The sequence below is a fragment of the Streptomyces sp. NPDC104371 genome, assembly GCF_055583785.1.
In genome coordinates this window covers 175712-189269 of the sequence record NZ_JBVJNF010000003.1, presented here as the reverse complement: position 1 = coordinate 189269, position 13558 = coordinate 175712, and the positions used below count along the sequence as shown (strand labels likewise).

At 73.0% G+C, this 13558-nt stretch carries 11 protein-coding genes; 3 read left to right on the top strand and 8 right to left on the bottom strand.

Annotation, left to right across the window (positions count from 1 at the left end; all coding sequences use genetic code 11):
- Positions 1–69: 69 nt before the first annotated feature.
- The 4 genes from ACZ60T_RS11505 to ACZ60T_RS11490 all read right to left on the bottom strand — a co-directional run bounded on the left by ACZ60T_RS11505 (position 70) and on the right by ACZ60T_RS11490 (position 7114).
- Positions 70–1677, bottom strand: a complete 1608-nt coding sequence (locus ACZ60T_RS11505) for a nitroreductase family protein (protein WP_469665703.1) — start codon at positions 1675–1677, stop codon at positions 70–72.
- Positions 1678–1762: 85 nt separating this feature from the next.
- Positions 1763–3715, bottom strand: a complete 1953-nt coding sequence (locus ACZ60T_RS11500) for a TOMM precursor leader peptide-binding protein (protein ID WP_469665702.1) — start codon at positions 3713–3715, stop codon at positions 1763–1765.
- On the bottom strand, positions 3705–5993 hold the full coding sequence (locus tag ACZ60T_RS11495) for a TOMM precursor leader peptide-binding protein (RefSeq protein ID WP_469665701.1): 2289 nt from the start codon (positions 5991–5993) through the stop codon (positions 3705–3707). The genes ACZ60T_RS11500 and ACZ60T_RS11495 overlap by 11 nt, the downstream gene beginning before the upstream one ends.
- Before the next feature lie 29 nt (positions 5994–6022).
- The gene (locus ACZ60T_RS11490) at positions 6023–7114 is read right to left on the bottom strand and encodes an AfsR/SARP family transcriptional regulator (protein WP_365627941.1); all 1092 of its coding nucleotides are present in this window, start codon (positions 7112–7114) and stop codon (positions 6023–6025) included.
- Between the two features lie 269 nt (positions 7115–7383).
- Between ACZ60T_RS11490 and ACZ60T_RS11485 the strand changes: the two genes are divergently transcribed.
- Both ACZ60T_RS11485 and ACZ60T_RS11480 read left to right on the top strand, forming a co-directional pair.
- Positions 7384–7584: a hypothetical protein gene (locus ACZ60T_RS11485; protein WP_469665700.1), complete on the top strand. Its 201-nt coding sequence runs from the start codon at positions 7384–7386 to the stop codon at positions 7582–7584.
- Positions 7585–7650: 66 nt separating this feature from the next.
- Positions 7651–8454, top strand: a complete 804-nt coding sequence (locus ACZ60T_RS11480; protein ID WP_365627935.1) for an SAM-dependent methyltransferase — start codon at positions 7651–7653, stop codon at positions 8452–8454.
- A 138-nt stretch (positions 8455–8592) separates the two neighbouring features.
- Here the strand turns inward: ACZ60T_RS11480 and ACZ60T_RS11475 are convergent, their stop codons facing one another.
- A complete protein-coding gene (locus ACZ60T_RS11475; RefSeq protein WP_469665699.1) occupies positions 8593–9744 on the bottom strand; it encodes a serine hydrolase domain-containing protein in 1152 nt (383 codons plus the stop codon).
- 114 nt (positions 9745–9858) lie between these two features.
- Between ACZ60T_RS11475 and ACZ60T_RS11470 the strand changes: the two genes are divergently transcribed.
- Entirely contained in the window at positions 9859–10065 is a 207-nt protein-coding gene (locus ACZ60T_RS11470; RefSeq protein WP_469665698.1) for a hypothetical protein, read from the top strand.
- Positions 10066–10109: 44 nt separating this feature from the next.
- Here ACZ60T_RS11470 and ACZ60T_RS11465 read toward each other — a convergent pair whose 3' ends face one another.
- The 3 genes from ACZ60T_RS11465 to ACZ60T_RS11455 form a co-directional block, all read right to left on the bottom strand.
- Positions 10110–10904, bottom strand: coding sequence for an inositol monophosphatase family protein (locus tag ACZ60T_RS11465; RefSeq protein ID WP_469665697.1), 795 nt, complete (start codon positions 10902–10904; stop codon positions 10110–10112).
- 37 nt (positions 10905–10941) lie between these two features.
- Entirely contained in the window at positions 10942–12153 is a 1212-nt protein-coding gene (locus ACZ60T_RS11460) for a cytochrome P450 (protein WP_469665696.1), read from the bottom strand.
- Positions 12154–12235: 82 nt separating this feature from the next.
- Complete coding sequence (locus tag ACZ60T_RS11455; protein WP_469665695.1) at positions 12236–13465, bottom strand: cytochrome P450; 1230 nt, start codon at positions 13463–13465, stop codon at positions 12236–12238.
- Positions 13466–13558: the final 93 nt, after the last annotated feature.

Sequence of the window (13558 nt, the reverse complement as noted above, 5' to 3'; positions counted from 1 at the left end):
GGAAGTGCTGCCGCCCGGGGCCGGGTCGCCGATCTCTTCGGTGACCCGGTCCGGGGCGGGGGCTGCGGGTCACGGGGCGACGATGTCGTAGCGGTAGTCGGCGGGGCGGAGCCGCTCGTTGCCGATCATCATGATCAGCAGCGGGATCTCGCCCCGTTCGGTCAGCCCGATCTCCTCCGCGTAGGAGACGCAGTCGAAGCCGAGGGCGACGCCGCAGGCGATGTCGGCGGCGGAGGCTGCGGTGTAGACGGCCTGGGCGGTGGCGCCGATCACGGCGTTGACGAGGCGGTAGCCGCGGTCTCCGACGGCGTCCAGGACGGCGTGGGTGGGGGCCACGGGTACGAGGACGGCGGCGGCCTGCTCCAGGTTGTAGTTGGCGAGGAAGTAGTTGTCCTGGAGGAAGGCCCCGAAGTCCCCGGCCTTCATCAGCGCCAGCTCGCGAGTGTCCTGGTCGTAGGCGTAGAGACCGGCGGGCACGCCGCTGACGTGGTTGACGAAGACGTAGAACCGGGTGATCGGCGTGCCGCCGGGGGTCTCGCCGTCGCTGTCCAGGGTGCTCGCGGCGACGGCGGCGGCGAGGGAGGCGGAGAGCAGCGCGGGGTCGAGCGGCCGCAGCCCGGTGAACCGGCCGAAGCTGCTGCGGCGTTGACGCAGCGCCCGGCGCACGGGGGTGTCCAGCGGCGCGGGCGCGGGCAGCGGTATCCGCTCGGCGGGGCGGTCGAGTCCCGCGGGGGCGTCCCGCTCCGCGAGGGCGGCGTCCAGGGTGCCGGGGGCGGGCCGGTCCGCGGCGCCTTCGGCCGTGGCCTCGTGGATACGGCGCAGGGTCGGGAAGGTCAGCACGCGGCGGGACCGCTCGTGGGGTACGAGGTCCACGCGGGCGTCCGGGGTCGGCGGGGCGGGCTCGGCCGGGGCGGCGCCGTCCCAGCGCAGCGGGACCACGGCGAACACGCCGTCCTCCTCGGGGGCCAGCCCGAGCAGCCGGCCGAGGCGGGGCTCGTCGAACCACAGGGCGTTGCCGAGGTGGAGGCCGTGGGCGCGGGCCCACATGCCCCAGGTCCCCAGCAGGGCACCGATGTCCATGGTGATGGCGTGGTAGCAGAAGCTGTTGTACTTGAAGGCGTTCTGCCAGAACGTCACGCCGAGGACGAGGAACTGGTCGGTACCGGCGGCCTCCGTCAAGTCGCCGAGCGTGTCCCGGACTTCGCCCGTGACGTCGCCCGACAGCAGCCGGGTGAGCCGGTGGTGGGGGGTGTCGTAGTAGTAGACACCGGGGGTGAGGGGGCCGCTCGCGCCGCTGATCCAGTGGATGCCGATGGGGTAGAGGCCGCCGCCGGAGGAGGTGCCGCGGGACCAGTTGGCGTGGGTGTGGAACGGCAGCGAGCCGAGGTCGCTGTTGGCCTGCACGGCGAGGCGGCGGCCGGTGAGGCCGTAGGAGTCGCGGAGCATCGCGCCGAGCAGCGGCAGGGTGAACGCTCCGGTGCCGCGCTGCCCGAACAGGCCCCGGTCCAGGGTGGCTTCGTCCACGCAGCCGCCGTCGGGCAGCGGGAAGGACGGGGCGTCGGGGAAGAACTTGCCCTTGCGGGGGCGGTCGGCCCAGTCGGGGACGAAGTCGGCCGGTTCCATGGGGATCCTGGCCCGCCGCATCACCGCGGTCGCGTACTCATGGGCGTATCCCATGGTCACTCCCTCTTCTGCTGGTCTGTGGTGGGGTGTCGGCGGTCCGGGGGCCGGGCGCCGGGGTGGGTGGGGGTGGTGCGGTCGGTCAAGGGAAGGGATGCGGCGCCGGGTTGAGGTCGTCCGGCGTCAGATCGTCCTTCCGCAGTCCGGCCTCGCGCAGGGCGATGCGGACACGGGGCATCAGGGGGCCGCGCTGGCGGGCGGTGCCGAAGTCGATCGGGATCAGTCCGGGCACCAGGACCTTGGCGGTGTACAGGCCCAGGTCCCGCTGTTCCGGGGCGGTCTGGTCGACCACCACCACATCGAAGCCCTGTGCGCTCACGGCCGCGACGCAGGCCTCCACGTCCTCGCGCAGGTCGGCGGCGGGACCGAGGGCGCCGGGGCCGGTGGCGAGCGAGGCGAGCGGTACCCGCTCGTCGTCGTCCCGGCCGCGCAGCAGGAAGTCGGTGAACCGGCCCATCTCCGGCAGCCCGTAGAGCAACGGATGGTCGTGCAGGACGTGCACCTCGCCGAAGTCCGCGGCCATACGCCGCAGTCGGCGCCCCTCGCGCGCGGTGCGGCGACGGAGGTTGACGGAGTCGGTCGCGATCTCGCACAGTCCGGCGGCGAGCGCGTCCTCGGGGTCGAGGGAGGCGCCCGCGCCGAAGCAGAGCAACCCCTCTCCCCCGTCGACGCGTTCGGCGACGGCCGTCACCACCGGTACCGGGAAGGTGATCCGGGTGTCGAAGAACCGGGCCCGGTAGCCGTACATCGCCAGCCGGTCGACCATGGCGCGGGTCGCGGGCCGCGTGCTGCTCGACGGGTCGATCTCGGGCAGCCGGGCGCGGCCGAACCAGGCCAGCAGGAAGGCGTCGCGCTCGATGGTCTCCATCAGCCCGTGGTAGACGGCCTCGGTCAGAGCGCCGCCGGAGGCACAGCCGTTGGAGCTCTCCTGGACGAAGCGCCGCCGGATGCCGCCGGGGGCGTGGTAGTACGCCACCACTTCCGGTACGAGGACGGGGCGGGCGTCGCGCAGCGACCAGCCCCACACCCACTCCACCGGGCGGTCGGGGGCGAAGCGGGGCACCTCCGGCTCGGCGGCGTGGAAGGCGTCGGAGTACAGGCCGGTGGTGCGCGGGTCGATCGCCGTGTCACCGAGTTCGACGAGGGACGCGGTCACCGTGGTCCGCTTGGCGCGGGCCCGCATCCCGGCGAACCGCTCCAGCCCTTCCAGCAGGCCGACGCGGACGCTGCTGCCGTAGGCGCCGGTGTGGCCGCCCCAGTAGCACTCCCGCAGGTAGTTCCCGGAGCGGGTGGTGAACGCGCCGACCGCCGAGGAGGTCGAGGCGGACGTCAGATCGGGGGCGACGGACGGGCCGAGCATCCCGGTGACCGGGTTGGCGAACGCCTCGAGTGCCAGGCCGTAGGCGGTCGGTGGGCGCAGCCGGAAGCTGTCCGGGGCGTGCTTGGGCGCGGGCTCCAGGGTGATCCGGGCGGCGTCGGCGGTGTCGTCGGGGCGGGTCCCGCAGGAGGGACACTCGCCGTCGGGCACCAGCGGGAACCGTGAGATGTGCAGGGTCTCCAGGTCCAGCAGCCAGACCCAGGGGTGGCGGGCGGGGCGCGGCTGCCGGGCCGCCGCCGCGACGAGCCCGGCGAGGGCGTCCACCGCGAAGGGGGCCCGCCAGGGCGGGGTGCCGCTGACGCGGGGTTCGCCGCCGCGCTCCAGGGCGTCCCGCAGGAACCCGGCCCGCACCGCCTGCCAGCGGCGGGCCAGGCACCCCGGACAGCCCGGGGTGCCGTCGTCCGGGGCGACGGGGCCGACCACGACGTGGTGACCGTACAGGCCGACCGGGACGGTGCCGGGGGAGAACTCCCTTGGATCGGCGGCGAGTTCATCCCGTACGCCGAACGGGTACACCACGGCCCGGGGTGTACCCGGACGGCGCCCGGCGCGGTCGGCCAGGTCCGCCGTGAGGTCGGCGCACACCGCGTCCCACAGCCCGGTGGCGTCGGCGGGCCCGGCCTCGGCGCGCGGCGCCGCGACGGTCTCAGTGGGCACGGTGCTCCCCGCGGGTCAGCAGGGCGCGCACCGCGTGGACCTGCCCGGCGGCGAGGTCGGGGGCGGCCACCGGCACCACGAACGCGTCCCGCCCGGCGGCGGCGAGGCTGTCCAGTACGGCGCCCCAGGTGGTCTCCGTAGTCTCCGAGGCCGGTACGGAGGCCTCCGCGACGAGGGTGGTGGCGTCCAGGTCGGCCCACAGCGGGTCGCCGAGGTCGGGCAGGCCCGCGGCGCGGCGCAGTTGCTCGGCGCCGAGGAGGTCGCGCAGCGCCTCCAGGACGGCCTCGCGCAGCCGCAGACCGCTGCCGACGGCCCAGCGCACGGCGCCGGTCGCCGGGTCGGTGAGGCGGGCCAGGGCGACGGGCAGGGTGTGGCCGCCCGCGGCGGTGAGGTCGAGGACCTCGGCGGTGACCTCGAGGTTCTCCGCCGAGCGGAGCAGGAAGAGGAGTTCGGGGTCGTCGGTGAGGGACGCCGGGTCGACGGCGTGCACCGGGGCGGTACGGCGGACGGCGCCGCGCAGCGCGTCCTGGGCGAGCGCGGTCCGCAGGGCGCGGGCGAGCGCGGCACGCGGGCTGCCCGCGGCTCCCGTACCGGCCGAGGTCCGCTCGAACAGGCCGACGTCGTTCCAGTCGCCGAGCGTGCGGACGGCCCCGGTGGGCACCAGCACGGTGCGTCCGTCGAGCAGCGAGGTGGCCTCGCTCCAGTGGGCGATCCGGTCGGCGGGCACGTCGAGGCCGCTGGAGACGGCGAGTTGGGCCGGGGCGATACGGGTCCACTTGCCCGCGGCGGCCTCCAGTACGGCGGCGTCGAGCACGCGGGGCGGGACGACGTGTTCGGCGTAGACCTCGGCGGCGCGGAAGAGGGTGGTGAGGCGGGCCCCGGCGACATGGTGGACGTCGGCGGCGGATATCCGGCGCACCCGGCCGGGCTGGATGCCCAGGCGGACGGTGGAGACCTTGAGCGGGGTCTGCTCCCAGTCGTCGTCGGCGAACTCGCTGAAGACGCCCGCCCGTTCGTGGACGAGGACGTCACGCTCCGCCAGCGTGGCGAGGACGGCCTTGGCCGCGTCCTCGTCCGCGGCACCGTCGGCGGGCAGGGCGGCGGGTTCGTCGTCCGCGTGCGGGGTGCGCAGCAAGTCGCCGGTGAGCGCGCTGACTTCGGCCCCTTCGGTGGTGGCGGTGGCGCAGTACGGGCAGCGGGGGTGCGGCAGCAGCGGTTCGGTCAGTACGTCGAGGGAGTCGAGGTCCTGGACGACGATCTGGTTGCGGGTCTCGGCGGGCAGCGCCTCGGTGACCAGGCGGAAGACCTCGAAGGCGAGGAGGTTGCCGAGCATCCCGGCGAGCGGGCCGCCGAGGACGGGCGCGGGGGCGCCGAGCGGTGCGGCGGGGCCGACGGCGGCCCACAGGTCGGCGCTGTCGGCGGCATCCGCGCCCGCGCCGAGCCGCAGGGCGGCGCAGCACCAGCAGCCGGAGGTGCCGGGGGTCATCACCGGGCCGACGACGGCGCGGTTGCCGAACGTCCAGGCACCGAGCAGCCGTCGGCCGGTCGGTACGCCCTCGGTGAGCAGCCGCAGCATCTGGCGGTGCCCGGCCGCCCCGGTGACCAGGACCGTGTCCCAGTCGTCGAGGTCGGCCCAGCCGTACGTTCCCGCGGCGGGCGCGGGCAGCCGGGTGAGGCGCGGCGCGCAGCCCGCCTCGGCGAGGGCGGCAACCTCGGCGTCGAGTTCGCCGCCGTCCACGCCGTGCAGTTCGCGGCGCAGGACCGCGTGCGCGGCGTCCTGTTCGGTGACGGCGACGGCCTCGCAGCCGTTGCGGAGCAGACCGAGCGCGGCCCAGCGGGCCAGGGCGTCGTCGCCGAGGACGGCGACGGAGGTCGCGCGGAAGCGCAGGAACCGGCCGGGCGCGTCGTCCGCGTAGTGGTCGAGGTAATCGATCTGTTGGGCGAAACGCTCGGCGACCTGCGGCGACAGCACGTCCGCCGAGGGTCTGGGCGCGGCGGCCCTGGCGAAGCCACGCGCGTAGAGTGCGCGCACGAGTTTGACCACCATGTCGCGCTGCTTGTCCCCCAGACCGGCGCACAGTTCCTCGACGCGGCGCTCGCCGTCGAGGTGGGGCACGATCAGCGAGGCGAAGCGGTAGGCGGACTGGGTGGCGACGTTGAACCCGCCGTGGGCGTTGTGGAAGAGCACGCCGGTCGGGGTCCGGGTGAAGAGGACGTCCCGGCGGATACGGGGGCGCGACTGCGCGATCTCCTCGTCGGACGTGGGGGTGTGGGCCATGGGGTGCGAAACCTCCGGGGACGGGGCGGTCAGCCGAGGGCCGACGGGGGGAGGTCCGTCGGGTCGTGCGGGGCGGTGGCCGGGAGGGTGGATCCGGCCGCCTGGACGAAGAGGCGCAGCAGGTCGTGGACGCGGTAGCGGCCGGGCGGCCCTTCCTCGATCAGTCCGGCTTCGACGAGCGAGCGCAGGACCAGGGCGCCGGGGGCGCTGGGAGAGGCGCGCCCGAGGCCGGGCGGCGCCTCGGTGAGCGCTGCGGGCGGGGTGCCGGCCAGGGGTGCGGCGGGCGGGCCGCCGGGGGGTTCGCCGCGCAGGACGGCGAGTTGGAGTCCGCGCAGCGCCGGTCCGGGTTCCACGCCCAGTTCCTCGGCGAGGTGGGTGTGGATCCTGCGATACTCGGTGAGCGCCTCGGCGCGCCGCCCGGAGCGGTACAACGCCTCGATGAGCAGGGCGGAGAGCCCCTCGTGGCCGGGGTGGGCCTGGACGGCCTGCCGGGCCTCCATGATCATCTCGCGGTGGCGGCCGAGGCGCAGTTCGCCGTCGAAGACCCGCTCCACGGCGAGGAGTCGCTCCTCGGCGAGACGCGGGACCTGGTCGCGGTGCAGCTCGTCGGAGTGGACGTTGCCGAGCAGGGGTTCCTTCCACAGCCGCAGCGCGGCACGGGCCAGGGCGAGCGCCGACTCCGGGTCGTCACTGGCGTAGGCCTGGGCGAGCAGGGCGCGGAAGTGGAGCAGGTCGAGGGTGTCGGCGTCGGCCTGGAGCCGATAGCCGCCGGGGACGGCCTCGATGGCCTGGTCGGCGACGCCGTACTTGGCGAACAGCCGGCGCAGCCGCAGCACGCAGGTGTGCAGCGCGGACTTGCCGCCCGCCGGGGGCCGGCTGCCCCAGACCACGCGCTGGAGGAAGTCGGAGGCGACGACAGCACCGGGGTGGAGCAGCAGCGCGGCCAGCAGGGACGCCGGACGGGAGGGCTGTAACACGACCGTCTCGCGGCCGTCGGTGATGGCCAGCAGGCCGAGCACCAGGAACCGGGGACGGCCCGGGGCCGGGGCGGCGTCGAGCCGCTCGGGGAGCGCGCCGCCGGGCGGCGCGGGGGCACCGGTCTTCTCCACTGCCTCTCTCACATCGCCAGGGTGGGGTGGTGCAACGGGTCGGCTGGAAAAGGGTGTTGCTCACGTCCGACCTGCGGATCGTGGGCAAGACCACTGCCGATGAGGGAACTTAGATTCGAGTGAGGTGTCTCGTCCAGAGGTTGGAGCGAAACGTTCGGCAACGCGTGAGCCGGGCAAAGGTTACGGATGCATGAGGCGTTGGCGATCGGATCGCCAGGGCATACTCTGCGACGGGGGCGCCGCGGCACCCCCGGAACGCCGCGTTCCCCAGGGGAGGATCCATGCCGTGGTGGCCGCTGATCCCGGTCGTCTCGATGATCGCCGGGCCCATCGCCCTGTACGTCCTGAAGCGCAACAAGCGCCGACGGGACGGGCCGGACGAGCGATATGACGAGCTGCCACGGAAGTACACCGCGCTGCTCGAGGAGTCGACGTCGGGCGAACTGCCGAACGGCCGGGAGCGTTACCCGGAGGAGCGCTGACCCCAACACCGTTTTGAGCCACAGCCGTTGATCAACTGGCTGATTGCTGTATGCAATGCTCTACCCATGACTGATCGAAGCGACTGGCACAGCAGACTTCAGACGGATCGCCCTCACTCGGCACGTGTGTGGAACTACCTGCTCGGCGGGAAGGACCACTACCCCGTGGACAGCGAGACCGGCGACGCGATCCTCCACACGTTCCCCGAGATCGCGGCCATCGCGCGCCAGCAGCGGAGCTTCCTGGTGCGATCGGTACGGTTCCTGGCGCGTGAGGCCGGGATCCGCCAGTACCTCGACGTCGGCACCGGGCTGCCCACCGCCAACAACACCCACGAGGTCGCCCAGTCCATCGCGCCCGACAGCAAGGTCGTCTATGTGGACAACGACCCCATCGTCCTGGCCCACGCCGACGCGTTGCTGCGCAGCACCCCCGAGGGCGAGTGCGCCTACCTCGACGCCGATGTGCGCGACCCGAAGAAGATCCTCGAACAGGCGGCCCGCACGCTGGACTTCGACCAGCCCATCGCCCTGATCCTGCTCGGCATCATCGGCCAGGTCTCCGACGAGGAGCAGCCCGAGCGGATCGTCGCCGAGCTGATCGAGGCGCTGCCGAAGGGCAGTTACGTGGCCCTGAGCGACGGCACGGACACCAGCGAGAAGCTGAAGACCGCCATCGCGGCGTACAACGCGCAGTCCGCCAACTCGTACCACCTGCGCTCCCCCGAGTTCATCGGGAGCTTCTTCCAGGATCTGCGGCTGGTGGAGCCGGGTCTGGTCAGGTCCGCCGACTGGCGCCCGGAACCCGACTCCCCGGAGGTCGGCCTCGACCAGGGCCACGCGGTCGGAGCGGTCGGCTTCAAGGCGTGAGGGACGCACCTGGGCCGACTACCGCCCGGAGTCGGCCCGGTGACCGGTCCGGGTGATCAGTCCCGGTGACCAGTCCCAGTGACCAGTCCGGGTGATCAGTCCCATTGGTCAGTCCCAGTGGTCAGTCCCAGTGATCAGTCAGTCGGTGAGCGCGCCCTCGATGATCGCCTTGATGTGGGGGAAGTCGGAGCCCGCACCCGTCGGGTTCAGCGAGTACACCACGCGGTGCCTGAGGTCGCGCGTGGCGAAGAAGCCGTTGTCCCAGCCGGGGCGGGACCCCGTCTTGCCCCATGCGTATATGCCGTTCGGAAGCCGGTGGCGCATGAGTCCGCCCACGCTGTAGCAGGCTTTCCCGTCAAGGCAGTTCGTGTTGGATTCCGCGTTGTCGACCCTGGGCACGTCGAACACCAGCTTCTGCTGGGCGGGCGGGAGCAGGCGGCCTCGCAGGAGCGCTGTCAGGAAGCGGTCCAGGTCGGCGGCGGTGGAGATCATGCCGCCCTCGGCCCACGGGTACGGGCTCTGCTCGGTCACATCGTCCCCGCCCACGTGGACCGTCGCATGGGGCGAGGGAATCGTCGGGTCGTCGGCGGCGGGCAGGCTGGTGTGGTGCAGACGCAGCGGCCCGAGGATCCGGTGCTCCAGTTCATGGGTGAAGGTGTGGCCGGTGACCCGCTCGACGATCAGGCCGAGCACCAAGGAGTTGAGCCCGTTGTACTGCTGCTCGTGGCCGGGGGCGGGCGGGGTGTCAGGAGCCGCGGCGAACGAGTCACGCAGGGCGTCCTCGGGGGTCACGGACTTGAGCCACCATCCGGGACCGTCGTCCGGGCCGGGAGCCGCGGCGGGTTTGGGCAGACCGCTCGTGTGGTTCATGAGCTGACGTACGGTGACGGCGTCGTAAGCCGCGGGCATCAGGCCGGGGACATACCGGTGGGCCGGCGCGTCCACGTCGATCCGGTGCTCGGCGACGAGTTGAAGAACCACCGTGTTGGTGAACACCTTGGTGGTACTGCCGATCCGCAGATAGGCGTCCGGGGTGACCGGGCCGGCGGCGGCCCCCACGCCGTCCCGTCTGATCAGCGCGCCCGCCACGACGTCGTCGGGCAGGTGATCGAGGATGTCCTGGACGGTGGGACGCGCGGAAGCCGCAGCGTGGGAAGCGGGAGCGGCGGTGGCGGTGGCGGTGGCGGTGGCGGTGGCGGTGGCGGTGGCGGTGGCGGTGGCGGGTAACGCCGCGCCGACCGTGAGAGCGGTGGCCAGGGCGAGGGTGGTGACGGCGAGGCGGCTGCGCATCGAGACTCTCCGAACGGGAGCGGACGGGCTGTGGCGACGACATCAACTCTGCCGCGCACAGCCGCCGTAGCCCATCGGTGATCACCCTGACCGAACCCCGAGACACCCTGAGCCGTGCCCCTGAGCCACACCCCTGACACCGCCGTGCCCCCAAACCGCACCCCTGAGCCGCACCTCCGACGCCCCGCGACCATGCGGCTGCTCGGCCGCTGGGCCTGGTGGGCGCCGCGCCCGCTGGCCGCGTTCTGGCGGCGGTTCCCTCTCGCGCACGCCGAGAAGCCGTCGGCCGGGACACCCGAGCGCGACGAAGTGCCCGTCTGACGGCGACTCGGCAACTCGTACGGCCGGTCCCGGCACCACCGGCTTCAGCCGCGGATCATCGACATCAGCATGTGATGGGTCTCGGGGTCCGCGGCTGCGACGAGGCCGCGGCCCGACGGGCCGAGCGGGGCGCCGTCGATCCCGGTGACCACGCAACCGGCGGCCCGGCACAGGGCGATGCCCGCGGCGAAGTGCACGCTGCCGGTCAGGTCACCGCCGTCGGTGACGTACGCGGCGCGCTTGCCCGCGGCGACCCAGGCCAGCGCCAGCGTCGTCGACACCACCCGGGGTCGGAAGCGTGCGACGAACGCGGGCCGGGCCAGGAGATCCACGGCCCGGAAGCCGGGGGCGCTCGGGAACGGCGGGTCCAGGTTGACGTCCACGAGGTGGGTGGCGGACGTGGGGGTCAGCGGGGTGTCGGTACCGTCCTGGCGTACGCGGGCCGACCGGCCGTCGGTGAAGAAGGTCTCGCCGCTGAACGGGTCGGCCACCGCCGCCGCGCCGTCTCGCAACGCCACGTTGACCGCCACCAGCAGGTTGCCGACCGCGTAGTTCAGCGTGCCGCACAGGGGGTCCACCAGCCACTCGCGCGCGGCCTCGGCGGCACCCTGGCGCCCGCCCTCCTCGCCGAGCACGGCGTCAGCGGGGCGGGCGGTGTGGAGGACGTCGAGGATCGCCTTCTCGGCATCCACGTCGGCGGTGGTGGCGAAGTCCCCGCCGCCCTTGTCGAACCGGGTCAGCCGTCCGCCGTACAGGGCGCGCACCACGGCCGCGCCCGCCTCCGCCGCCGCTGTCGCGACCTCGCAATCGTCAAGCGTCACACGTGAGTTGGTTGTCATGCGGCGCAGGATATCCGCGACGCGTGGAGGGAGTCGGTCACCAGTTGACGGGCAGCGTGAGCGGGGACTTGCTCGGGGACTCGTCCTCCCAGATGGGGTCGTGGCCCTCGGCCAGACGCAGCTCCGGGAGGCGGTCGAAGAGCGCCTCCAGGCAGACGGTCATCTGGGCCCGTGCCAGATGGGAGCCGATGCAGTTGTGCGCCCCGCGGCCGAAGGTGAGATGGGGGTTGTCGGTGCGGCACAGGTCGAGCCCGTCGCCGTCGGCGAACACGTTTCCATCGCGGTTGGCCGAGGCCAGGACGGGCAGTACCGCGTCGCCCGCGTGGATCGTGCGGCCGTGCAACTCGATGTCCTCGACGGCCTGGAGGACCACGACGCCGTTCATCACCGGGATGTAGCGCAGGAGTTCCTCCACCGCGCCGGGCAGGAGCTGGCGGTGGTCGCGCAGGTGCGCGTACGCGCCGGGTCGGCTCAGCAGGGTGAGGACGGCGTCGGCCAGGAACATCGTGCTCGTGCGATAGCCGGCGACCAGCATGGAGAGCCCGAAGCTCACCGCGCTCTCCTCGTCCACCGCGCCCTGTTCGCGTGCGCGGACCAGGTGGGTGAGCATGTCGTCGCCGGGTTCGCGCCGCTTGCGGTCGAGCAACGCGACGATGTACTCGCGCAGTTGGGCGGTGGCCTCGCGGCCCTCCCGCAACGTGAGGATGGCGCCGAGCGCGGCGTCCGCCTTGGGCAGGAAGTACTCGCTGTCCTCGTAGGGGATGCCCACCAGATCGCACATCACCATGACGGGGAACGGCTCGATGAACCGGACGACCAGATCGCCGGGTTGATCACCGCTGACGAACGGATCGAGCAGCCGGTCGGCCGCGCGCCGGATCCGCGGCAGCCGGTTCCGGATGGACCGGACGCTGAACGGCTCGCTCAACGCCCTGCGCAGGGCGGCGTGCTCGGGGCCCTCCAGTTCCATCATGGTGATCAGGCCCGGCTCGTCACCGGGGGCGTGGCCGGGGCGGGGCGGCCAGTCGGTGATGCTCGGCCTGACCAGCCGGGAGTCGGCGACCAGTTCCTTGACGTCCTCGTACCGGGTGACGTACCAGGCGGTGGCGCCGATCGGCAGCCGGACCCGGGCCAGCGGGCACTCCTCGCGCAGTCGGCCGTACTCCTCGGGCGGCCCCATGGTGCCCGGCGGCGGGAGAGGCATGTCGATGACGGGGTCCTCGACGACAGGTTCGGGTGTGGTGTTCACGGGTGGACCTCCCCTGGTCGTGGGCAACCGTGGAGGACGGCTCGGCCGTCGGTCTGTGTACGTCGGGGTACGTCGGGCCGGTTCACCAACTGACCGGGAGGGTCAGTGGCGACTTGGTGACGGATTCGTCGTCCCAGGCGGGCTCTTGGCCGTCCGCCGGGCGCAGACCGGGGAAGCGGTCGAACAACATCCCGAGCCCCATGGTCAGTTCGGCGCGCGCCAGGTGGGAGCCGACGCAGTTGTGGGTGCCCCGGCCGAAGCTGAGGTGGGGGTTGTCCGTGCGGTCCGGGTCGAAGTGAGCGGCGTCGGCGAACACGTCCGTGTCGCGGTTGGCGGAGGCCAGTACGGGGATGACGGCGTCGCCCTTGCGCAGGGTCCGCCCGCCCGCCTCGATGTCCTCGGTGGCCAGCAGCAGCACCGTGCCGTTCATCACCGGCATGTAGCGCAGGAGTTCCTCCACCGCGCCGGGCAGGAGGTCGCGATGGTCGCGCAACCGGGCCCAGCGGTCCGGGCGTTGGAGCAGGGTGTGCACGGTGTTGGCCAGGAAGAAGCTGCTGATGCCGAAGCCGACCGTGAGCATGGACAGCCCGAAGGCCATGACCTCGTCCTCGGTCAGCGGCCCGTCCGTGCACTGGTGGACCAGCCGCGTCAGGACGTCGTCGCCGGGCCGCTTCCGCTTCTGTGCGATCAAGTCGGAGACGTACGACCGCAGTTGGCCCGTGACCCGCTGCCCTTCCTCGGAGGTCACCATGCCGCCGAGCGCCGCGTCCAGGACCGGCAGGAACCACTCCCGGTCCTCGGCGGGGATGCCCACCAGGTCGCACAGCACGAGCAGCGGGAACGGATCGGTGAACCCGGCCACCAGGTCGCCGGGGGGTCCGCCCGCCTCGAACTCGTCCAGCAACCGCTCGGCGATGTCCCGGATGCGCGGCACATGGTCGCGGACGGCTCCGGAGCTGAACGCGGAGGCGATGGCCTTGCGCAGCACGGCGTGCCGGGGGCCTTCCAGTTCCGCCATGGTGATCAGACGTGGCCCCTCGTCGACGGCCTGTCCGGGGCGGGGCGGCCAGTCGTTGATGGTCGGCCTGATGAGCCGCGGGTCGGCGAGCAGCGCGCGTACGTCCTCGTAGCGGGTGGCGTACCAAGCCGTCGCATCCATCGGCAGTCTGACCCGGGCCATGGGGCAACTCGCGCGCAACTGGGCGCACTTCTCGGGCGGTCCCATGGTGCCGGGCGGCGGGAGCGGGAAGTCCAGGACGTCCGCCTCGGCCTCGGGACCGGACGCGGACGCGCCGGGGGGCTGTGGGGTCATACTCGCTCCCTTCCGAAGGGGCCTCGCCTCACGCACGGGCAAGGCGAGGACGCCTTGCTGGTCACGGGCGATCCGTGGCTGCCGTGCCGATCA

Bases quoted from the DNA above. Each gene is read 5' to 3' on its own strand.
- ACZ60T_RS11505 (WP_469665703.1), bottom strand. From the start codon at position 1,677: ATGGGATACGCCCATGAGTACGCGACCGCGGTGATGCGGCGGGCCAGG.
- ACZ60T_RS11495 (WP_469665701.1), bottom strand. From the start codon at position 5,993: ATGGCCCACACCCCCACGTCCGACGAGGAGATCGCGCAGTCGCGCCCC.
- ACZ60T_RS11485 (WP_469665700.1), top strand. From the start codon at position 7,384: ATGCCGTGGTGGCCGCTGATCCCGGTCGTCTCGATGATCGCCGGGCCC.
- ACZ60T_RS11480 (WP_365627935.1), top strand. From the start codon at position 7,651: ATGACTGATCGAAGCGACTGGCACAGCAGACTTCAGACGGATCGCCCT.
- ACZ60T_RS11475 (WP_469665699.1), bottom strand. From the start codon at position 9,744: ATGCGCAGCCGCCTCGCCGTCACCACCCTCGCCCTGGCCACCGCTCTC.
- ACZ60T_RS11465 (WP_469665697.1), bottom strand. From the start codon at position 10,904: ATGACAACCAACTCACGTGTGACGCTTGACGATTGCGAGGTCGCGACA.
- ACZ60T_RS11455 (WP_469665695.1), bottom strand. From the start codon at position 13,465: ATGACCCCACAGCCCCCCGGCGCGTCCGCGTCCGGTCCCGAGGCCGAG.